At 36.5% G+C, this 21461-nt stretch carries 17 protein-coding genes; 10 read left to right on the forward strand and 7 right to left on the reverse strand.

Translation table 11 applies throughout. The annotated features are described in order from the left end of the window. Positions 1 to 183 precede the first annotated feature (183 nt). Positions 184 to 1929, forward strand: a complete 1746-nt coding sequence (locus GTH25_RS08625) for an ABC-F family ATP-binding cassette domain-containing protein (protein WP_159242066.1) — start codon at positions 184 to 186, stop codon at positions 1927 to 1929. Positions 1930 to 1987: 58 nt separating this feature from the next. Here GTH25_RS08625 and yqfB read toward each other — a convergent pair whose 3' ends face one another. From yqfB to GTH25_RS08640, 3 genes are all read right to left on the reverse strand, one after another. Continuing rightward, positions 1988 to 2308 (reverse strand): N(4)-acetylcytidine aminohydrolase, encoded by a 321-nt coding sequence (yqfB, locus tag GTH25_RS08630; protein WP_099660415.1) that lies wholly within the window; start codon positions 2306 to 2308, stop codon positions 1988 to 1990. A 62-nt stretch (positions 2309 to 2370) separates the two neighbouring features. Continuing rightward, positions 2371 to 3219, reverse strand: a complete 849-nt coding sequence (gene ada, locus GTH25_RS08635; protein ID WP_075672865.1) for a bifunctional DNA-binding transcriptional regulator/O6-methylguanine-DNA methyltransferase Ada — start codon at positions 3217 to 3219, stop codon at positions 2371 to 2373. A 77-nt stretch (positions 3220 to 3296) separates the two neighbouring features. After that, positions 3297 to 3905, reverse strand: a complete 609-nt coding sequence (locus GTH25_RS08640; RefSeq protein ID WP_075672866.1) for a DNA-3-methyladenine glycosylase family protein — start codon at positions 3903 to 3905, stop codon at positions 3297 to 3299. Between the two features lie 328 nt (positions 3906 to 4233). On the opposite strand from GTH25_RS08640, the gene GTH25_RS08645 reads away from it, so the two are divergent. Next, positions 4234 to 5256 carry an ArsR family transcriptional regulator gene (locus GTH25_RS08645; protein ID WP_238795311.1) on the forward strand — a complete coding sequence of 341 codons (1023 nt, stop codon included), beginning with the start codon at positions 4234 to 4236 and terminating at the stop codon, positions 5254 to 5256. Between the two features lie 79 nt (positions 5257 to 5335). Here GTH25_RS08645 and leuE read toward each other — a convergent pair whose 3' ends face one another. Next, positions 5336 to 5983, reverse strand: coding sequence for a leucine efflux protein LeuE (gene leuE / locus GTH25_RS08650; RefSeq protein ID WP_075674315.1), 648 nt, complete (start codon positions 5981 to 5983; stop codon positions 5336 to 5338). Between the two features lie 774 nt (positions 5984 to 6757). On the opposite strand from leuE, the gene GTH25_RS08655 reads away from it, so the two are divergent. After that, on the forward strand, positions 6758 to 7525 hold the full coding sequence (locus GTH25_RS08655) for a GNAT family N-acetyltransferase (RefSeq protein ID WP_075674316.1): 768 nt from the start codon (positions 6758 to 6760) through the stop codon (positions 7523 to 7525). Between the two features lie 52 nt (positions 7526 to 7577). Here the strand turns inward: GTH25_RS08655 and GTH25_RS08660 are convergent, their stop codons facing one another. After that, positions 7578 to 8177, reverse strand: a complete 600-nt coding sequence (locus tag GTH25_RS08660) for a sugar O-acetyltransferase (protein ID WP_156733414.1) — start codon at positions 8175 to 8177, stop codon at positions 7578 to 7580. Between the two features lie 81 nt (positions 8178 to 8258). Continuing rightward, on the reverse strand, positions 8259 to 9017 hold the full coding sequence (locus tag GTH25_RS08665) for a DJ-1/PfpI family protein (protein WP_075674318.1): 759 nt from the start codon (positions 9015 to 9017) through the stop codon (positions 8259 to 8261). 85 nt (positions 9018 to 9102) lie between these two features. Between GTH25_RS08665 and GTH25_RS08670 the strand changes: the two genes are divergently transcribed. Continuing rightward, entirely contained in the window at positions 9103 to 9720 is a 618-nt protein-coding gene (locus tag GTH25_RS08670) for a TetR/AcrR family transcriptional regulator (protein WP_075674319.1), read from the forward strand. 29 nt (positions 9721 to 9749) lie between these two features. Here GTH25_RS08670 and GTH25_RS08675 read toward each other — a convergent pair whose 3' ends face one another. Beyond that, complete coding sequence (locus GTH25_RS08675; RefSeq protein ID WP_164530494.1) at positions 9750 to 10475, reverse strand: sulfite exporter TauE/SafE family protein; 726 nt, start codon at positions 10473 to 10475, stop codon at positions 9750 to 9752. Between the two features lie 144 nt (positions 10476 to 10619). Between GTH25_RS08675 and GTH25_RS08680 the strand changes: the two genes are divergently transcribed. The 6 genes from GTH25_RS08680 (at position 10620) to glgP (ending at position 21418) form a co-directional block, all read left to right on the forward strand. Then, entirely contained in the window at positions 10620 to 11501 is an 882-nt protein-coding gene (locus GTH25_RS08680) for a LysR substrate-binding domain-containing protein (protein ID WP_083629140.1), read from the forward strand. A gap of 365 nt (positions 11502 to 11866) precedes the next feature. After that, complete coding sequence (gene glgB / locus GTH25_RS08685; protein ID WP_164530495.1) at positions 11867 to 14050, forward strand: 1,4-alpha-glucan branching protein GlgB; 2184 nt, start codon at positions 11867 to 11869, stop codon at positions 14048 to 14050. A gap of 1 nt (position 14051) precedes the next feature. Next, complete coding sequence (gene glgX, locus GTH25_RS08690) at positions 14052 to 16121, forward strand: glycogen debranching protein GlgX (RefSeq protein ID WP_164530496.1); 2070 nt, start codon at positions 14052 to 14054, stop codon at positions 16119 to 16121. A 21-nt stretch (positions 16122 to 16142) separates the two neighbouring features. Then, on the forward strand, positions 16143 to 17492 hold the full coding sequence (gene glgC / locus GTH25_RS08695) for a glucose-1-phosphate adenylyltransferase (RefSeq protein ID WP_075673088.1): 1350 nt from the start codon (positions 16143 to 16145) through the stop codon (positions 17490 to 17492). Next, the gene (gene glgA, locus GTH25_RS08700) at positions 17489 to 18922 is read left to right on the forward strand and encodes a glycogen synthase GlgA (protein WP_164530497.1); all 1434 of its coding nucleotides are present in this window, start codon (positions 17489 to 17491) and stop codon (positions 18920 to 18922) included. Before glgC ends, glgA begins: the two co-directional genes overlap by 4 nt. 42 nt (positions 18923 to 18964) lie before the next feature. Further along, complete coding sequence (glgP, locus tag GTH25_RS08705; protein ID WP_223672263.1) at positions 18965 to 21418, forward strand: glycogen/starch/alpha-glucan family phosphorylase; 2454 nt, start codon at positions 18965 to 18967, stop codon at positions 21416 to 21418. Positions 21419 to 21461 lie beyond the last annotated feature (43 nt).

The following is a 21461-nucleotide window of genomic DNA, read 5'->3' on the forward strand; positions in this document are numbered from 1 at the left end:
TTATGTTTTTGTGTGATCTTATTGAATACTCACACTTCTTTGGTAATCGCCACAGCTCAGGCTCTCACAGTATTTTACTGCGTTAACCTGCCTGAGCGACGTTAACTATTACCTCTCCTCAGCTTACAGGGTTATCGCTTGATATTACCCAAGGCATTATTATGCCTAAAAAATGAGTAAGCTATGAGCACATTATTATCTACACAAAATCTCTCTTTCCATAATAATCACGGTTTATTATTAAACGATATTTCTTTAGCACTGATTAAAGGCGAGAAGATTGGTTTAATTGGTTATAACGGTTGTGGAAAAAGTACTTTATTAAAATTACTTTCACATCAATTATCACCAAGTTCAGGTGCTATTTCCGTCGCTAATCAAACGGTTATGGCATATATAGAACAGCACTTACCCGCTAAATTACAGTCAATGACTTTAATGGATGCTGTACTTCATAAATTACCAGAAGAATACAGATTATCTGAAGGTTGGCGAGCTGAGTTATTGCTGAATGAAATGGGATTTAAACTTCACGAAAAAGATCTACTCGTTTCGCAATTAAGTGGTGGTCAACATACTCGTTTATTATTAGCGAGAGCGTTAATTATTGAGCCTGATTTATTATTGCTTGATGAACCAAGTAACCACCTCGATTTACCCACTATTTTATGGTTGGAAACATTTTTAAAACAGTGGCGTGGTAGCTTCATTTTGGTTTCACATGATAATACGTTATTAGACAACGTGACGAATTGTACATGGATCATTCGTGATAAATCGCTATCTATCTTTCGATTACCCTGCTCTCAAGCTCGAATTGCACAAGAAGAGCAAGATATTAGTGCGCAATACCGTCATGATGCGCAACAAAAAGAGATAGATAGAATAGCCCAAAGTGCGAAGCAACTCGCAATATGGGGGCACGTTTATGATAACGAGAATTTATCTCGTAAAGCCAAACAGATGGAAAAACATATTGTTCGTTTAAAAGATGAACAAACTGAAGTGACGGTTGGAAATCAATGGGTACTACAGTTTTCTGGAACGGCATTACGAGCTGATAGGCTCTGCGAATTAAATCAACTTGCTGTTATTCCTGCTGAAAATGCCCCTATTTTATATACTGTTGAAAATCAGCGTATAAAAAGTGGTGATCGAGTAGCAATAATTGGTGCCAATGGAACAGGCAAATCATCATTATTAAAGATGATTTGGTCATTAAGTTTAGCTGAAATAAGTGAACAAAATGCAATAAAGCTACACCCCCGAGTTGAATTGGGTTATTACGATCAAAAAATTGAGCAATTAATTGATAATGATACCCTTTCTGATGCATTAAAACCGTTTGCACCATTAACGGATGAACAGAGAAAAATGGCACTTATTAGTGCTGGCTTTGCTTATACGCGTCATGGGCAGAAAGTGAATACTTTAAGCGGTGGTGAACGAGCACGTTTATTATTCGTTGGTTTGAGTTTAGCAAACTATTCTTTATTAATGTTGGATGAACCTACAAACCATATTGATATGGAAGGTAAAAAGGCATTAGCTGAGCAAATTAGTCAATTTCCTGGTGGTGTTCTATTAGTTAGCCATGATAGGGAGTTGATTGAAAATAGCTGTAATCGTTTTTGGTATATTCACAACGGTGTTTTAACAGAACATCATGATATAGAAGCCATTTATCAGCTTATTTCAGAAAAAGAAATGCCTGAAACTTTGCTAATGGATAAACTTAATAATTTGCAGGATATCCCATCAGCTCCATTGATTTCACATGATGATGATGAAAAACTCTTTAAGTTAATTGAGCTAGAAGAGAAATTAGAGGCTGATTTAGCACGTAAAACTAATCATCAAAAACCTGCTTTGCAGGCGCAATGGAAATTAGAAATTAACCAGCTAAAGAAACTACTTAAGTTAATTTAAGATAGATAAGATTTTGTTTAAGCAAAAGGATCACAATGTGATCCTTTTTTATTTATTCTTATTTTACCAACTGATATTCAATCAGATATAAAGATTGCGTTGTCGGATAAATATCTTTGATAAGTGCTTTCAGAACTGGAAGTGTCATACCTTCCTGCTGTGCGTGATACTCATTGATATCGTCATAATGTAACGGCGACACCGCTATGATTTTCAATTTTCCATAATGAGTACGATGTTCGTTAGCAAATAATTCAACAATGCTTCCCGGTTTGTAATCACTTTCACTTTTATCGCGGATAGTAATCACTTTTTTTTCTTCAAGAATGGAAGGAATTAAACGTTCAAAAAAAGTAATTTCTGTTGGTATTGCCGACATAATATTGACTCATTAATTTATTGATAAGTTGCTGATTATCTTATCATGCAATAAATAACTTTTTATTCTTTTTTATCCGTTGGTGAGTTATTTAATGCCTCAGTCTGAAGCAACTTAGCCTTACGCTCAATCCCCCAACGATAGCCAGATAACTCACCATTTTGTCGAATAACACGATGGCATGGAATAGCAACTGCAAGTTTATTAGCTGCACAGGCATTAGCGACTGCGCGATATGCCTTAGGTGCTCCAATTTTGTCTGCTATTTCTTGGTAAGTCATTGTGCTACCAAAAGGAATATCTAATAATGCCCGCCAAACTTTTTGTTGGAATACAGTACCTTGGATATCAAGAGGTAAAGACAAGGGTTGTTTGGGTAATTCAATAAAACCGATGACTTGTGCTATGACTTGCTCAAATTCTTCATTTGCGCCAATTAATTCAGCCAGAGGGAATTGTTTTTGCAAGTCTTCTAATAACAGCTCGGCATCATCCCCTAACATAATGGCGCAAATCCCCTTTTCACTTTGCGCCACGAGAATACTACCCAAAGAGCACTGAGCAATAGCAAAAAAGATAGCAATATTCTTACCACCTGTACGCCAATTTGTTGGCGTCATTCCTAATATTGCCGTTGCATTCTCATAAAAACGGCTATTGGCATTGAAGCCTGATTGATAAATCGCATCTGTAATACTGCCATCTTGAACTAATGCTTTTTTTATTAATTTTTGGCGATAAGCATTAGCATAATCTTTTGGCGTGATCCCCATCGTTGATTTAAATAAGCGATGAAAATGATACGGGCTTGCCATAACATGCTCTGCAATGCAGGTAAGCGACACATCACCGTTATTTTTTTCAATAAAACGGCAAGCTTGCTCAATAAGTTGATTATGTTTATTTTCCATTATGGTAGTCCTTTGAATGCGGAATTATGGCTATTATTGAAAAATATAATGAACAAAGAACTCCGTTTATTGCGTAATTACTCTGTCTCTTTAGATAATGCCCATAGATAAAGCGACGCAGTAGAACCATAAGGTGAATAACGTTTTCGGTAACGTTCGAAGCGTATTTTATCTAATGTTTTATGACGATAAAGACGCATGATCCCACGTTGAATAGCTAAATCTCCCCAACTTAAAATATCTGGGCGATTAAGTGAGGAAATTAATAACATTTCGGCAGTCCAAACCCCAATACCTTTTAATTGAATTAAAGTATCAATAACCTCTTTATCTGTCATATCAGGGATTTTATTTAAATTTAATTTTCCTGAAATGACGGCTTCAGCAATACCGATAATATAACCGGCTTTACGCATTGTCATGCCACACTGTTGTATCTCTTGCTCCGATAGTCTTGCAATGCGTTCTGGCGTGTAAATACCTTCACATAATTTGAGCAACCGCTGATTAACAGTTATGGCAGCAGAAACCGAAATTTGTTGTTCAATAATGTTTTTAACTAATGCTGTAAATAGATCGGGTGTTAATGGGCGCTTAATTTCCCCTATTCTTTCAATGAGTTTAGCTAAGCGTTTATCACGTTTTTTTAATGTGTTTATCTCTGTTTCGCCATACTGAAAGTGCATAAGTTAACTTAAATTAAATAGAATATTTATATTAGTATAACGTGAAAATAAGTGTATTACGCACTCCATTTCTTGCTTTTTTCTGAACTTTCTTTTTTTATCATAGGTAAAAAAGGTAATTTTTGACAAAAAAGATTAATTGCCTTTCTTATCAAAAACTAATTAATTAAAAACATCATCATATTTAAAAACTATAATTTTACATTTAATATTAAAAGTTATAAAAAATATAAAAATACCAAATTTAAATTACCACCTATACTTTTATTGATTGTTTTAGTTTTTACTTAGGTCAATTCTTAGTTGCTCTGTAATTACAGGATTTAATATGAAAAATTATACACTCAATTTACAAAACAAAGCTGATGCGCTGGCAGTAATGAAGAAAGCAATGAGCTTTACTATTCCAGCCGCATTAAGAGTTGCAGTAAAATTAAATATCGCGGATTTATTAAAAAACGGTTCTAAGAACGTTAGTGAATTAGCAGAAAAAACAAATTCATCACCATCTGCATTAAATAGAATATTAAGAATGTTAGCTTCTGAGAAAATATTTTATGAATTAGAAAATGAAAGTTACTCACTTGCTCCTATGGGCTCTTTTTTATTAAGTGATCATGAATATAGCTTACGTGATGCCATTTTAATGCTGACAAACGAGACTCTGTGGGGGCCTGTGGGTGATATCACTGAATCCGTGCAAGGTAATCCAGCCTTTGAAAATCTTTATGGCATAAGCTTTTATCAATATTGGCAAGATAATGTAAGAAAAGATCATGATTTTCAATCAGGTATGAGCTCACTTTCAAAGATAGAAAATTATTTTATTATCAAACATTATGAATTTCCTGAAAATGTAACCATTACAGATATTGCTGGCGGATTGGGAGGACTGTTATTAAACGTATTAAAAGAAAATCCGACTTTAAAGGGCCAATTATTTGATAGGCCTCATGTGTTGGAAAGAACGTTGTTGACCGAATTAAATGATGATAGTCGCTGGAGTTTAATATCAGGAGATTTATTTGGAGAGTACCCCGAATCTGATATTTATTTAATAAAATATATTATTCATGACTGGGATGATGAAAGTGTTATTAAAATTTTTAAAAATTTCCGCAACGCAATGAAACCCAACTCAAAAATACTTATTATTGAACCGGTTATTTTTAAAAAGAATGTACCTGATATGGCGAAATATATGGATCTTCTCTGTATGTGTGCTTTTCCTGAATCAGGTGAACGTACAGAGGCAGAATTTATTGCTTTACTCGATCAAGCGGATTTAAAAATTAATAAAGTGATTAAAACAGAAACCTACAACTCAATATTAGAGATCGTTATTAAATAATCTATTGGAATAGAGATAGTCATTTATTTGTCGCAAAAAAAAGCCACTTTTGAAAGTGGCTTTTTAGTTTAGAGAAATATTATGCAGTTAATGCCAGTTTTGCGCCAAAAAGTAAGAACACTGCACCAATACAACTATTTGATAATGAAGCTAACCGTTTGTTATGTTTTACTTTATTAGTAATAGCAACACCGCCAAAAATAAGAACTGATAAATAAAGCATACTGCATGTTTCTAAAATCGCACCTAATACAAAGAATGGAACACCTGCATTTTCATATTTAGGATCGATAAACTGAATAAAGAAAGAAACATAAAAAATGATCATCTTTGGGTTAAGCATACTCAAAAATAACGCCTTAACATAAAGACCATCTTTTGCTTTTACCGTTACTTCAGCTACTTGCTCTGGTGTTTCTTTTTTCTTTTGAAACGTTGTATATAGCGTTTTCAATCCTAAATAGGTTAAGTAAAGAGCACCAGCATATTTAATGACAATAAAGAAGACGGGTGAAGTCTTGACTAATGAAGCAACCCCCAAAAATGCCAAAAAGATTAATAATGCATCACCCGTAAAAACACCAAGAGCGGCTTTATACCCCCCTTTTACGCCATGCTTCGCACTGGAAGTAAGGACGAAAATCGAGTTTGGACCTGGTACTAATGTAATAAAAATAACGCCTAAAAGGTATGTCCAAATATTTGAAATACCGATACTTTCTAACATACGACGCCTTTTTTAAAAAAATAACATGCTGAATATGTGAGCTATCATATCTATAATAATATTTTTGTAAAACAATAATCTTTATATGCAATAAAGATAAGTAAATTAATCTGCTTTTGTATGCAAAAGGCAGTTCATAAGTCTTTTTTTTGATTCTGTTTTGGATTAAAAAACCAATTTAAACATGCGTTATAGTATGATGCTGAAATTAAAATTTATACGGATTTAACATCTAACAAAGGTCGTTAATTATGGAATTATAAACTGCATTATCGTTTAAATTCAGATGTAATAACCTATTGTTTGTTTTGTGTTATAGTTCATTATTCTTTTTGTGATCTCATGCGTGTCACTATTTTTAAACAAAAACTATTTCACTTATTAATTTAATGAAAAATTTTTAACTCAAAGATGGAGTTACCCCATATCGCTCAAAATGGGATTGTTGTAGTAGAAGATTACATTGATAATAGTGATGAGCATCACTCTGAGCGTGTTGCATGCCACGTACAAGCGACTTTTTATGATAATTTTACGTAAACAGGTAAACTAACAACAAAACAGGTTTCTATTAGTGAACGGTCTATGTCTAAAGATGAAATACTAATTATTGGAGAAATATCTCCTTATCAGGAATTATAACTTGTTACTATGCACGCTACCGTGACATTGTCACTTTTATTATGTGAATTAGTTGCACAAGAACTTATTTACGAAAAAGCGGAACCTCTATTAACGCCTTATCGCGTATCACGATTTAGCTAGAGAACCATTATGGATGCACAACTGTATAAAGAATTCAAAATAGTAGAAAAAGCCTTTTGGTCAGAAATTTGTGAAAATAATATTCGTATTGGTGATCATACTCACTGCTTTATGACACCAATGGATGCTGCCATTTTTAACTTTATTTATTTGCGCCAAGGCGCAACAGAAGGCTCATTCCAGCAAGCCAGTACCCTTTTTACTTCGCAGAAAAAAAATCATATTTTAGTATTGCCTGAGTCATTATTACCTGAATTTGAAGAGATAATAAAAAATGCAGGTTATACCGGTGATGGTATGACAACCGCAATGTATTTAACATTATCTGAAGCAGTATTCCCTTCTTATAAAAATAATCCTTGCGATATTATTTTAACCAATTACAACCTTGAACAGTGGGCTCATCCATTAAAAACGGCGTTCCCAGTGGGAGATGATAGTGATGATACTATTGTTAATGAGTATATTCGTTATCACCAGAAAGCATTAGATAATGGCGCAGCTATCTTCCATTACGCGTTATTAGTTGATGGTCAGCCAGTTTCTTCATTAACGTTAACAATACATGATAAATTAGCGCGTTTTGATGATATTGGGACAGATATTGCCTATCAAGGTAATGGCTATGCGACACATTTAATTAAGCATGTTTTAGAGTTTTGCCGCGAACAAGGCGTTGAACGTTGCTTCTTAGATGCATCAGCAGATGGTTTAGCGCTATACCGTAAATTTGGCTTTAAATCGCTCTTTAACTATCTCAGCTTTATTAAAGAATAAAAGCAATTGTATGAATAGGCTCATCGTGTTTCTTGAGCCTATTTTTTAAATATTAATAAAGGCCAAGCCTTTTTTCAGCGTCTTGTTTATCCTTATCACTAATTAGTCTTATCACACGACAAGGATTGCCAACGGCAACACAATTAGCGGGAATAGATTTTGTTACTATACTACCCGCACCAATAACGCAGTTATCCCCAATAGTTACACCTGGTAAAATAATACATCCTGCGCCTAACCATACCGAATTGCCGATAGTAATAGGTAATGCATATTCAAGTTCACTACTGCGTATTTCAGGATCAATCGGATGAGTTGCAGTTAAAATGCTGACATTGGGCGCACACATCACATTGTGTCCAATTTTCACAGATGCACAATCTAATATCGTTAAATTAAAATTAGCGTAAAACGCTTCACCAATTTCAATTAATTGGCCATAGTCACAATGAAATGGTGGCTCAATAGTAAAATTGTTGCCTGTTTTTCCTAACAGCTGTTTTAAATATGCCTTTCTCTTTTCAACGTCAGAAGGACGCGTCATATTAAAATCATAAATAATTTCACGCGCTTTTACTCTAAGAGGCTCTAAACTATCATCTTTACTGGCATGATAAAGATTGCCTGATACCATTTTTTCGTATTCTGTCATTGTAATACTCCGAAATTGAAATAAAACAGTTTAGGTAAACATCAATATTTATTTCCTTATTCTAACGTTAATTAACTTAAATTAGCGGTGTTTTTTAAGTCCATTAAGTGCGGCTTGATGAAATTGAGCATTTAAATTAGCGGTTAAGCTTTGTGAAATAGCAGTCATTTCTGGCCCTGCTAAAGTAGGTGAACCTGTACCAAAAGGAGGACGAGGATCATACTCAATTGCTAATTCAACTAATTGAGCAAAAGGGGTACCTAACAGTTGTTCTAATACTAATAATGAAGCGTCGAATGAACCAGTTGCTGGCCCTGAGGTATAAATATTGCCATCAACAACAACCTCACTTCCCTCTACTGCGATGGCCCCCATATCCGGTAACATCGGAACGACATTGGAATTACTGGTTGCTCTCTTACCTTTTAATAATCCAGCAGCACCCAAAACTAAAGAGCCATAACATGTACCAATGACATAACGAGTTTTATTACCCATTTTGGCAAAGAATGCCAATGTCTGTTCATCCTCAACAATCTCTGGTGGCACCATTCCAACCACTAATACATCAAGATCGTCTGGGCACTCCTCAAAAGTCATAGTTGGCATTGTCGGCCAGCCAATATAGCCTTCAACTAACTCTTTCTTTTTCCAAATAAAATAAATTTCTGCACTTGCAATAGTAAATACTGATTGAGCACCATTAATATCCATAGGCATAAAGCCAGGACAAACAAAGATACCAACTTTAAGAGGTTTGACTTGTTGCTCACGCCCTTCTTCAACAAGCTTAATGATTGAAGGCATATTCTTTCCATACAGCATTTCATTATGACTCATTTGATTTTCCTATTTTGTACTGATTAGTAAAATAATGACATTTGTTTTATACTGAGTAAATATATTTCTTACTAAATGGTACAAAATGCAAAAGAAAGGTCGCCCTCGCCGTTATGATAGTGATGCTGCACTTGAAAAAATAATGGCATTATTTTGGCGTAAAGGATTTACAGCAACATCTATGGATGACTTAGTCATTGAAACGCAAATGAATAAGCCGAGTCTTTATGCTGCATTTGGCAATAAAGCGGCATTGTATGAAAAAGCGATTGAGCGCTTTAATCATATTGCTTCCACGCGTTATCGGCATGAACTTGAGAAACAATCAGCTCAAGATAAAGTGACAGAAAGAATAAAACGCTATCTGACTTCAGCTATCCATTTTTATACGGATAATGAAGGATTAACAGGCTGTATGGTGCTTTCAACGGCGGTGACTGAAGTTGAAGATCCGGCAATAAGAATGATGTTAAATCAAGTCATTAACGCGCAAACTCAGCAAGTTGAAGATGCCTTACAAGAAGCGTTAGAAGCTGGTGAATTAAAAGAAGGAACGGATGTTCACACTATTGCATTGGGTGTAGTTGCCCTTTTACATTCAATTTCTTTGAGAGCAAGGGCGGGAGCCAGCGTTAATGAATTGATGCCATTTGCTGATATTTCACAAACTCTATTAATACCTTATTTATCAGATAATGACTAAAGTAAAGGCTGTTAATACAGCCATTCTTATTAAGAATAAATGCCATTAAAAAGTAGTGATCCACCAGCAAAAATCAGCATAGCATCTAACAGCCATTGAAAAAGTTTTGGTGTCAGTTTTAATACCAGTTTTTTACCAAGATAATTTCCTACAGTTAAACCACAGCCCACTAATGCACCACTAATTAAGATAAAGCAATTAACCGCACCTAGTTGGCTAAAAGTTAAGGCTTTAGTGAGATAAATAACAAATGAAGCTGCAGCTTCCGTCGCAAGTAATGGTCCTAATGTCAGACCATATGCAGAAAATATAGGAATAGTTAATGGTCCTGTAGAAAATACAACCCCCGTTAAATAGCCAATAACCGCGCCAGCAATAATAACTTGGTAGGTTTTCATTTTAATTTGATGTTTGCGTAATAAATGGATCACAGGGATCATCAATATGAAGAACATTCCCATACCAATATTTAGCCATTTTTCCGGCATTATCCATAATGTGTTAGCGCCAAGAACCACGGCAGGAATACCCGGTAATAGGTAATAAAATAGTGGTTTAAAGCGAATGCTGTGACGCCATAAATAAATACGCGATAAATTTCCCATCACTGAAGCTAACGCCATAATAGGTACAGCTTCTTTAGCACCAAAAACATAGGTCAACGCTGGGATTAATAAAATAGAAGAGCCCGTACCTACAACGCCACTGATCACACCAGAAAATATTGCCAGTAAAATAACCGCGATAAAACTCATTATCATCCTTTAAGTTCAATAAGTTAAAGACGCTGTATCATACCTACCTTCTTTATTTTTACCTGTGATAAAATGTCACGGTATTGTGAGTTTTAATCAGAAAGCCCGATTTATTTATGATGCGTAAACTATAATGAGAAAATTATGATGAGAAATCTTCCTCCATTGCCTTCATTACGTGCTTTCTTAGTTGCTTGCCATAGTCAAAGTTATACAGAAGCCGCACAAACATTGTGTGTCACTCATGGTGCAATTAGTCGTCATATCCAAGTTATAGAAAAATGGTTTGGTGTCACTTTATTTAATAAACAAGGTTTACGTCGAGTACCCACCCCTTATGCATTGACATTGGCGCAAGAACTAAGTGAAGTTTTTGATAAATTAAATGATATTGGTTTTCGGTATGGCAATGGCGGAAAAAACGATATTTTAAATATCAGTGTTCCGACAACACTTTGTTTAAAATGGCTTATTCCCCGAATGGAGGATTTTTATCTTCAATATCCTAATGCAAATATCCAAATTGCCTCTGCAAATAGCGAGCGATTTCATTTGATTAGTCATGATGATCTGATAATTCGTCCTCAACCTCAGCAACAAGAGTATTCATCTGTTGTTTTTTTAGAGGATAAACATTGTTTAATTGCTTCTGAAAAATTCTTAAACCGTTACAGTGTCACTGAGCCTGAAGATGTTTTTGGCTGCCCTGTTATCGATACACTTACTCGTCCCGGACATTGGCAACAATGGTTAAACGCAACTCATCTCAATACGCAGCGATCGTTCTCGCGTCATTATCGCTTTGATCACTTTCATATTTCTCTGCAAGCTATTATTGAAGGATTAGGACTTGGTATTGGCCCTATTTCAATTTTATCGAATGAAATAAATAATGGTATTTTAAAAGTTTTATTTCCAAATATTCAAATTGCACCGATGAGTTATTACGCTTTAACGCCAATAGGTGTACAAAAAACCAAAACACATCTTGATTTTGAACAATGGCTTACCCAACAGAAAAGTTAATTTTACTAATGAAGTAAGTGATTATTTTTCATAAAAATAGCGATTCTAATCTTATTAATTACACTTTTTAAAACTAATTGTTAGTTGTTTAATTAAAAACATCTAATGTTAGCCTTCTTTTTGTGAACAAGTAAAAACACTAATCGTGCTGTTTTAATAATTCGCGATCTTCCCCTGCACCATCCAGCAAACCCATTTAAATTCAATTAATTAAAATCAAAAAATAAGTACATTAACTTATAAAAATTATTTTGATTTTAAATAATCTGTTATAAACACTTATTGTTTAACTTAAATTAACGTTCTATGCTGATATTTATATATAAAATTTATTAATTTATTTGCTGACAACGAAGGACGATAAGATGTCTGTAGCTGTGACAAAAAAAGCAATAGAAAAACTAATTAATGGGTATGAGTCTGATCCTTTTGCACTTCTTGGTATGCATGAAACGTCGGCAGGTTTAGAGGTTCGTGCTTTTTTACCAGATGCAGTTGCAGTCAGTGTCATTGATAGAAAAAACGGTCGAAATGTAGCAACACTAGAGTGTAAGCATCCTAGTGGTTTTTTCTGTGGCGCTATTCCTCGACGTAAACGTCGTTTTAGTTACTGTTTAGATGTAACGTGGGAAAATGTACAAGGTGTCGTTGATGATCCCTATCAATTTGGCATTTTATTGCAAGAAATGGATATTTGGTTTTTAGCACAAGGCCATCACTCCCGCCCTTACCAATGTTTAGGCGCGCACCCTACAAAACTGGGGGATATTGATGGTATTACTTTTGCTGTATGGGCACCCAACGCAAAAAGTGTAAGCGTTGTAGGCGATTTTTCATTCTGGGATGAAAGACGTTTTCCAATGCGATTACGTCGTGAAAGTGGAATATGGGAGCTTTTCCTTCCACAGGCTCATCTTGGTGATTGCTATAAATATTCTATTCTTGATGCGAATGGTGAACGTCGATTAAAAGCTGATCCTTATGCTTTTGAAACACAAATACGCCCTGAAACTGCGTCAATTATCAATACATTACCCCCAATCAAACCGATGCCACTATCGCGTCAGCAAGCGAATCAACGCAATGCACCTATGTCTATTTATGAAGTTCATCTAGGTTCATGGCGTAGACATACTGACGATCAAAGCTGGTTAAGTTACCGCGAATTAGCTGAACAGTTAATTCCATATGTTAAAGAGATGGGCTTTACTCATATTGAGTTGCTCCCTATTAATGAGCATCCTTTTGATGGCTCATGGGGATATCAACCGTTAGGGTTATATTCACCAACTCGTCGCTTTGGCTCTCCTATGGATTTCCGTGACTTTATTGAAGCGGCTCATCAAGCAGGAATTAAAGTCATATTAGATTGGGTTCCTGGTCATTTCCCTGAGGATGATTACGGTTTACGTAATTTTGATGGCACATCACTCTATGAATATGCAGATAGACGTGAAGGCTTTCATCCTGATTGGAATACTTTGATTTATAACTATGGGCGCAATGAAGTACTGAATTATCTTTCTGGTAATTTGTTGTATTGGCATGAGCATTTTGCGCTTGATGGTTTCCGTTTCGATGCTGTTGCTTCAATGCTTTATCGTGATTACAGCCGAAAAGAAGGCGAATGGATCCCCAATAAACATGGCGGACGTGAGAATTTAGAATCTATTGATTTTATTCGCCATACCAACAAATTACTGGGTACAACCTGCCCAGGAACTATCACAATTGCAGAAGAGTCTACCGATTTTCCAGGTGTAACATTACCGCCTGATGATGGTGGTTTAGGTTTTAATTACAAATGGAATATGGGTTGGATGCATGACACGTTAGCTTATATGCAACGTGATCCTATCTATCGTAAATATCATCACAACCAAATGACCTTTGGCATGCTCTATGCCTATAACGAAAACTTTGTTCTGCCTCTCTCTCACGATGAATTTGTGCATGGTAAAGGTTCGTTAATTGGTCGCATGGTGGGCGATGATTGGCAAAAATTTGCCAATTTACGTGCATATCTTGGCTTTATGTGGGCTTATCCCGGCAAAAAACTACTATTTATGGGATGTGAGTTTGCACAGTGGCGTGAATGGAACCACGACAGTAGCTTAGATTGGCATCTTCTTGAAGAGCCTAATAGTCCGCACCAAGGTGTTCAACACTTTGTCCGAGATTTGAATCTTTCCTATCAAGCTAATGCTCCGCTTTATGAATGTGATTTTGAACGTGAAGGCTTTGAGTGGCTTACCGTTGATGATCACGATAACTCCGTCTTTGCTTTTTGCCGTAAAGACGCACAAGGCAATGAAATTATTGTTATCAGTAACTTCACTCCAGTTGTTCATCACAACTACGTTGTCGGTGTAAATAAAGCCGGTGCTTATCAAGAAATTCTCAACAGTGATTCTGAATTTTATAACGGCAGTAATGTAGGAAATTTAGGTGAAATAGAGACAACCGCAAGTGCATTTAATGGCAAGCCTCACTCTTTGTCATTGTCATTACCCCCACTTGCGACGCTGTATTTAAGATTGAAGGATTAATATGTCTTTAGACTATGGTCGCCCTTTTCCTATGGGCAGTCATTATGATGGCTATGGAGTAAATTTTACACTCTTTAGTGAAAATGCCACTAAAGTCATTCTTTGCCTGTTTGATAAAGCAGGCAAAGAGATCCGATACCCATTACCGGGTAAAACTGGCTCAATTTGGCATGGGTATTTGCCCGGTGCAGGGCCCGGTTTACATTATGGTTATCGTGTAGAAGGTGAATGGGACCCAGAGCAAGGATTGTTCTATCAACCTCAGCAACTATTATTAGATCCTTATGCAAAACAGGTGACGGGTATTGTTGATAATACATTACCTTACACCTCTCCTGTTTTTAATTCATTAGAGCATGATGATAGTGCGATTACACCTAAAGCGGTTATCACAGATGATAGTGGCTGTTTTTGCCATTCTTATAAAGAAAAAGGCACTTATCAGCGTTTAAATACATCGTGGTCAGAAACCATTATTTACGAAGGACATGTAAAAGGACTGACAAAACTGCATCCTGAAATACCTGAGAAATTGCAGGGCACTTATGCGGCATTAGGGCATCCTGCTTTTATTTCACATCTAAAAAAATTGGGTATTACAGCATTAGAATTATTGCCGGTTCAATACCATTTAACAGAGCCACATCTCCATAAAATCGGTTTAAAAAACTATTGGGGTTATAACGTATTAGCACCTTTCGCTTTATCAACTCAATATTATTCTAATTCAGGTCGCAATATTATTGATGAATTTCGAGAAGCCGTAAGATGCCTACATAAAGCCAATATTGAAGTGATTTTAGATGTGGTGTTTAACCATACCGCGGAATTAAGTGATCAATTCGAAGGTTATATTGTTTCGCAGCGTGGTATTGATAACCAAAGCTATTATTGGCTAAACGACGAAAAAAAAGCTCAAAATTGGACGGGTTGTGGTAATACGCTCAACTTAAGTCGCCCAGAAACGGTGCAGTGGGTTATGGATTGCCTGCGTTATTGGGTGACAGAATTTCATATTGATGGTTTTCGTTTTGATTTGGCGACAAGTCTTGGCCGAGTTCCCTATTTTGATACTCAATCACCTCTATTGACGGCTATTCGACAAGATCCGCTATTGTCACGCATTAAACTTATCGCAGAGCCTTGGGACTTAGGCTCTGATGGTTATCAAGTCGGTAATTTTCCTGTTCCATTTACAGAGTGGAATGATAGTTATCGTGATGTTATTCGTCGTTTTTGGTTATGGCGTGATGTTTCTATTGCGACATTTGCAGACAATATTACAGGCTCAGCAAAGCTGTATCACAAAAATGGCAGACCTCCCTATTCTAGCGTCAATATGATAACTAGCCACGACGGCTTTACACTGCGGGATTTAGTGAGTTATCAGAATAAACATAACGAGGAGAATGGAGAATCAAACCTAGATGGACACAACACCAATTACAGTGTGAATTTTGGTGAAGAAGGTTTGATAGTTAACGAAAAGATAAGTCAATACAGATTGCTTGCAACAAGGAACATGCTGGCAACGCTACTGCTTTCTAGAGGAACACCTCATTTACTCGCCGGTGATGAAGTGGGTAATACGCAATATGGTAATAACAACGCTTATTGTCAGGATAATAAAGTCAGTTGGATCAAATGGTTTCAACAGCCTTACAACTTAACTGATTACATTCGCCACCTTATTGAATTACGTCACCAAATTACACCTTTAAGTTCTCTTAAATGGTGGGAAGAAAATAGCCAAGATGTTATTTGGTTAAATCAGAATGCTCAACCTATGAGTTATGAAGATTGGCAACAACTTCCACCCTCACCATTACAACTTATTTTAGCGCAACAATGGATCTTAATGTTTAACCCATTAAGAAATAGCGCCGTTTTTTCTTTACCTGAAGGGTCTTGGTCTTGCTTGCTTGATACGGCTAGCTGGCCTGATTGTTACCCGACACAATCTCAGGATTGTGAAGTACAACCTAACAGTATCACCCTTTGGCGAAATAGCGTTTTTTATACTCAGTCTTCTACTGAAAAATTACCCATTATTTCCTCCCAAGTTAAGTAATTTGATTGGAGTGCTATATCTATGATGACAACAGAACAAGGCCAAAAATTAATGTTGGCACAACAACTTCCTAAAGAGGCAATTGCACTCGTTTTAGCGGGAGGTCGTGGTACACGCTTAAAAGCATTGACTTCAAAACGTGCAAAACCGGCGGTTTTCTTTGGTGGGAAATTTCGAATTATCGACTTTACGCTATCAAACTGTCTTAACTCAGGGATCCGTCGTATTGGTGTAATTACCCAATATCAGTCACACTCCTTAGTTCAACATATTCAGCGCGGTTGGTCATTCTTCAACGAAGATATGAATGAGTTTGTTGATTTATTACCGGCTCAACAACGTCGTAATACCGAACATTGGTATATGGGGACAGCTGATGCTATCTATCAAAACCTCGATATTCTTCGTAGTTACAAAGCAAAATATGTCGTTATTTTAGCTGGCGACCATATTTATAAAATGAACTACGCCCGTTTATTACTTGATCACGTTGAAAATAAATCAAAATTCACCGTGGCTTGTATTCGTGTTCCTAAAGAAGATGCATTCCAATTTGGTATTATGGATATCGATGAAAATCGTCGAGTGCTCAATTTCTTAGAAAAACCATCAAACCCACCTTGTATTCCTGATGATCCTGATCATTCATTAGCAAGCATGGGTATTTATGTGGTTGATAGAGATTATCTCTTTGATTTATTAGAAGAAGATAGCCGTGATCCAAATTCACACCATGACTTTGGTCAAGATATCATTCCGAGAATCACTGAACGTGGCGATGTTCTTGCTCACCCATTTGAACTCTCTTGTGTCAGTTCAGATCCTTCAGTGCCACCGTACTGGCGCGATGTAGGAACCATTGAAGCATATTGGTCTGCTAACCTTGATTTAGCCTCTGTAACACCAGAACTTGATATGTATGCGAAAGACTGGCCAATTCGCACCTTTATGACACCGTTACCACCAGCTAAATTTGTCCAAGATAATCATGGTGAACATGGACAAATGATGAACTCCTTGATTGCTGACGGTTGTATTATCAATGGATCAACACTCTATTCATCTATCCTATTCCCATTAGTTCGCGTTGAATCTTTCTGCCATATCGAAGATTCCGTGATTTTACCTGATGTGACTGTGAGCCATCATTGCTACTTAAAACGCTGCATTATTGAGCGTAGCTGTACTATTCCAGAAGGTACTGTTATTGGGATGAATGCCGAAGAAGATGCGGCACGTTTCCACCGAACTGAAGAAGGTATTGTGCTTGTAACAAGAGAAATGCTTGAGCAACTCGCACTTAATGAAAAAGAAAATCCAACTGAAACAACTGCAGAAAAAAAACCTCAAAATGAGGAGGCATTTTCGTGAATGTCCTTCACTGTTGTTCTGAACTATTCCCTCTGCTAAAAACAGGGGGATTAGCGGATGTTATGGGCTCTTTGCCTTTAGCTCAAAAAAAGATAGGCTTAGATGCGCGGGTTGTTATACCCGCGTTTCCTGCTATCAAAGATAATATTCCCGATCTCAAATTAGTGACTAATATCGATACCTTTGCAGGTAATATTTCTCTGCTTTATGGCCAATACCAAGGTGTTGATATTTATCTTATTGATGCACCTCATCTTTATCAACGCGCTGGTAGTCCTTATCACGACCAACATCAACACCCTTATAGTGATAATGTTTTTCGTTTTGCTTTATTAGGTTGGGTAGCGAGCGAATTATCAGCGGGGTTAGATCCTTTATGGCGAGCTGATGTTGTTCATGCTCATGATTGGCATGCTGGACTTGCTTGTGCTTATTTAGCAGTTAAACATTATTCAGTAAAATCTGTTTTTACTGTTCATAATCTGGCTTATAAAGGTGAATTCTCACCTTATCATCTGCATCAACTTGAATTACCTGATTACAGTTTTTCAATTAATGGACTGGAATATTACGGACAAATTTCATTCCTAAAAGCAGGCCTCTTTTATGCTAACCACATTACGACAGTCAGCCCAACTTATGCCAAAGAGATAACCACTCAAGAATTTGGCTACGGTTTAGAGGGATTATTGCGTCAACGTGCTTATGAACAGCGATTAAGTGGCATCTTAAATGGCGTTGATGAGGCGGTTTGGGATCCTGCAACAGATAGCTTAATTACACGTCGTTATGATATTAAAAACCTGAATAAGCGTTTAGAAAACAAAACCACATTACAGAAAAAATGTGGTTTACCTGTCAACAATACTGCTCCTCTTTTTGCAGCTGTCAGTCGTTTAACTTCGCAAAAAGGGCTCGATTTAGTTATTGAAATACTCCCTGATATCGTTGAACAAGGTGGCCAGTTTGTTTTATTAGGTACTGGCGATAGTCACCTTGAAGCGGCATTTTTACACGCACAACAACAATATCCGCAAAATGTAGCAGTTCATATTGGTTATGACGAAAGTTTTTCACACCAAGTTATCGCCGGTGCTGATGTGATTATGGTACCTAGTCGTTTTGAACCTTGTGGATTAACTCAGTTATATGGCTTGAAATATGGAGCCCTACCTTTAGTGAGACACACGGGCGGATTAGCCGATACGGTTAATGATTGTTCATTAGAAAATTTAGCACATCACCAAGCTACTGGTTTTGTTTTCTATGAAGCAACACCAGACTCTCTGCGTCAGGCTATTAATCGTGCCTTTACTTTATGGAGTATGCCTAAACAGTGGCAACAAGCTCAAACTGATGGCATGAATCAAACTATTTTTAGTTGGGAAACTGCTGCAAAAACGTATGCGGCACTGTATCAACATTTATAGACATGAGGTCTATTTGAGCCAGTGAATAACAAAAAGAGATTTATGATGAAAAATTTATGTGAATTTGATTATTTATCACCTGATAAGGATATTGAATCATTAAAGCGTTCTATTGTTTATAAACTAATGTTTATTGTTGGTACGTCGCCAAAATATGCAACACCAACAGATTGGTTAAATGCAACCTCTTACGCTATTAGAGACCGTTTAGTTGAACGCTGGTTAAAATCAACCAAAGCAGAGCTTTCACCGAAAGTAAAACAAGTTTATTACATTTCGATGGAATTTCTCATGGGACGTTTTTTAACCAATGCCATGCTCTCTTTAGGTGTTTATCACGAAGTTAAAGAGGCATTAAAAGAGTTAGGCCTTGATCTTGAGAAACAAATCGAACTTGAGCCCGATCCTGGTTTAGGTAATGGTGGTTTAGGTCGTTTGGCTGCTTGTTTCCTTGATTCTTGTGCCACATTAGGTTATCCCGTTACAGGTTATGGTATTCGTTATGAATACGGAATGTTCCGCCAGCAAATTCAGAATGGTGAACAACATGAAGTTGCGGATAACTGGCTTGAAAAAGGTAATCCATGGGAATTCCCTCGTCATGATCTGCAATTTGAAGTAGATTTTGGCGGACGTTTACAGCAAGAAGGTGAGAAAAATTATTGGGTTGATACTTTCAACGTAATGGCACAACCTTATGACTCTATTGTTCCGGGTTATAACACACAAGCGACAGATACCATTCGTTTATGGTCAGCTAAATCAAATGTGGCGTTTAACTTAGGTAAATTTAATAAAGGTGAATATTTAGAGGCAACAGAGGCTAAAGATCGCTCTGAAAATATCTCTCGTATTCTTTACCCTGATGATTCAACAACATCAGGTAAAATGTTGCGTTTACAACAAGAATATTTCTTAGTCAGTGCTTCTGTTCAAGATATTTTGCAACGTCATTATCATCTGCATCAACGCTTTGATAATCTAAAAGATTTTATTGCAATTCATCTTAATGATACTCACCCTGTTCTTGCTATCCCTGAACTAATGCGTCAGCTGATTGATAATCATGGATTTAGTTGGGATGAAGCATGGGAACAAACCATTCATATATTCTCATACACCAACCATACATTAATGGGTGAAGCATTAGAGACTTGGCCTGTTGATATGCTTGGTCGCTCGCTTCCTCGCCATTTACAAATCATTTTCCAAATCAATGATAAATTCTTAAAACAAGTTAGAGAACTATTCCCTAACGATAACGACTTATTACGTCGTGTTTCTATTATAGATGAAGAGAATGGCCGAAATGTTCGTATGGCATGGTTAGCGGTTATTATTAGTCATCAGGTTAATGGTGTTTCTGAGCTTCATAGCCAATTAATGGTGCAATCTTTATTTGCTGATTTTGCGATGATCTATCCTAAGAAATTCTGCAATATTACCAATGGGATCACACCACGCCGTTGGTTGGCGTTAGCAAACCCTTCTCTCTCTAAAGCAATTGATAGCCATATTGGTACGAATTGGCGAACCAATTTAGAGCAGTTAGGTGAATTAATGCCATTGGTGAAAGATAAAAATTTCTTGCGCCAATTAAAAGATTCAAAATGGATCAATAAACAAAATCTTGCGCAGATCATTAAGGAAGATTTAAATATTGATATTAACCCTGATGCGCTGTTTGATGTACAAATCAAGCGTATTCATGAATATAAACGCCAACTTCTCAATGTGTTAGGTATTATCACTCGTTATAATCGCATTTTAGAAAATCCAGAGAAAAACTGGGTGCCTCGCGTATTTATTTTTGGGGGTAAGGCAGCATCAGCTTATTATAATGCGAAGAAGATTATCAATCTTATCAACGATATTGCCAGTAAGATTAATAATGATGAGCGTATTAAAGATAAATTAAAAGTGATCTTTATTCCTAACTACGGCGTAAGTTTAGCGCAACACATTATCCCTGCCGCAGATTTATCTGAGCAAATATCATTAGCAGGAACAGAAGCTTCTGGTACAGGGAATATGAAATTTGCCCTAAATGGTGCATTAACTATTGGCACGCTTGATGGTGCTAATATTGAAATTGGTGAGCATGTTGGTTTTGATAATATGTTTATCTTTGGTCACAATGCACAAGAAGTGGCAGAGTTAAGGCAACGTTATTCCCCTCGTCGTTATTACGATGAAGATGTTGAGTTGCATACTGCGCTTAACCAAATCGCTAATGGCTTCTTTAATCCAACTTGCCCTGATAAATACAAATCAATTTTCGATAGCTTAATTGAATTTGGTGATCATTATCAGGTATTAGCCGATTATCGTAGCTATGTCGATACGCAAGATAATGTTGATGTGCTTTATCAAGATGAAGAGGCTTGGTTGAAAAAGTCCGCGTTAAATATCTGCCAAATGGGCTATTTTTCTGCTGATCGTGCGGTAACAGAATATATGCAACGAATTTGGAAAGCTTCTGCGATTACATTGTAAAAATTAAGCTAAATTTCTAAGGATAGAACAGTAACCGCGCTTT

The organism is Proteus terrae subsp. cibarius, from assembly GCF_011045835.1.
Classification (GTDB): Bacteria; Pseudomonadota; Gammaproteobacteria; order Enterobacterales; family Enterobacteriaceae; genus Proteus; species Proteus cibarius.

Coding starts and splice junctions, on each gene's coding strand:
- GTH25_RS08625 (WP_159242066.1), top strand. CDS start 184: ATGAGCACATTATTATCTACACAAAATCTCTCTTTCCATAATAATCAC.
- yqfB (WP_099660415.1), bottom strand. CDS start 2,308: ATGTCGGCAATACCAACAGAAATTACTTTTTTTGAACGTTTAATTCCT.
- ada (WP_075672865.1), bottom strand. CDS start 3,219: ATGGAAAATAAACATAATCAACTTATTGAGCAAGCTTGCCGTTTTATT.
- GTH25_RS08640 (WP_075672866.1), bottom strand. CDS start 3,905: ATGCACTTTCAGTATGGCGAAACAGAGATAAACACATTAAAAAAACGT.
- GTH25_RS08645 (WP_238795311.1), top strand. CDS start 4,234: ATGAAAAATTATACACTCAATTTACAAAACAAAGCTGATGCGCTGGCA.
- leuE (WP_075674315.1), bottom strand. CDS start 5,983: ATGTTAGAAAGTATCGGTATTTCAAATATTTGGACATACCTTTTAGGC.
- GTH25_RS08655 (WP_075674316.1), top strand. CDS start 6,758: ATGGATGCACAACTGTATAAAGAATTCAAAATAGTAGAAAAAGCCTTT.
- GTH25_RS08660 (WP_156733414.1), bottom strand. CDS start 8,177: ATGACAGAATACGAAAAAATGGTATCAGGCAATCTTTATCATGCCAGT.
- GTH25_RS08665 (WP_075674318.1), bottom strand. CDS start 9,017: ATGAGTCATAATGAAATGCTGTATGGAAAGAATATGCCTTCAATCATT.
- GTH25_RS08670 (WP_075674319.1), top strand. CDS start 9,103: ATGCAAAAGAAAGGTCGCCCTCGCCGTTATGATAGTGATGCTGCACTT.
- GTH25_RS08675 (WP_164530494.1), bottom strand. CDS start 10,475: ATGAGTTTTATCGCGGTTATTTTACTGGCAATATTTTCTGGTGTGATC.
- GTH25_RS08680 (WP_083629140.1), top strand. CDS start 10,620: ATGATGAGAAATCTTCCTCCATTGCCTTCATTACGTGCTTTCTTAGTT.
- glgB (WP_164530495.1), top strand. CDS start 11,867: ATGTCTGTAGCTGTGACAAAAAAAGCAATAGAAAAACTAATTAATGGG.
- glgX (WP_164530496.1), top strand. CDS start 14,052: ATGTCTTTAGACTATGGTCGCCCTTTTCCTATGGGCAGTCATTATGAT.
- glgC (WP_075673088.1), top strand. CDS start 16,143: ATGATGACAACAGAACAAGGCCAAAAATTAATGTTGGCACAACAACTT.
- glgP (WP_223672263.1), top strand. CDS start 18,965: ATGATGAAAAATTTATGTGAATTTGATTATTTATCACCTGATAAGGAT.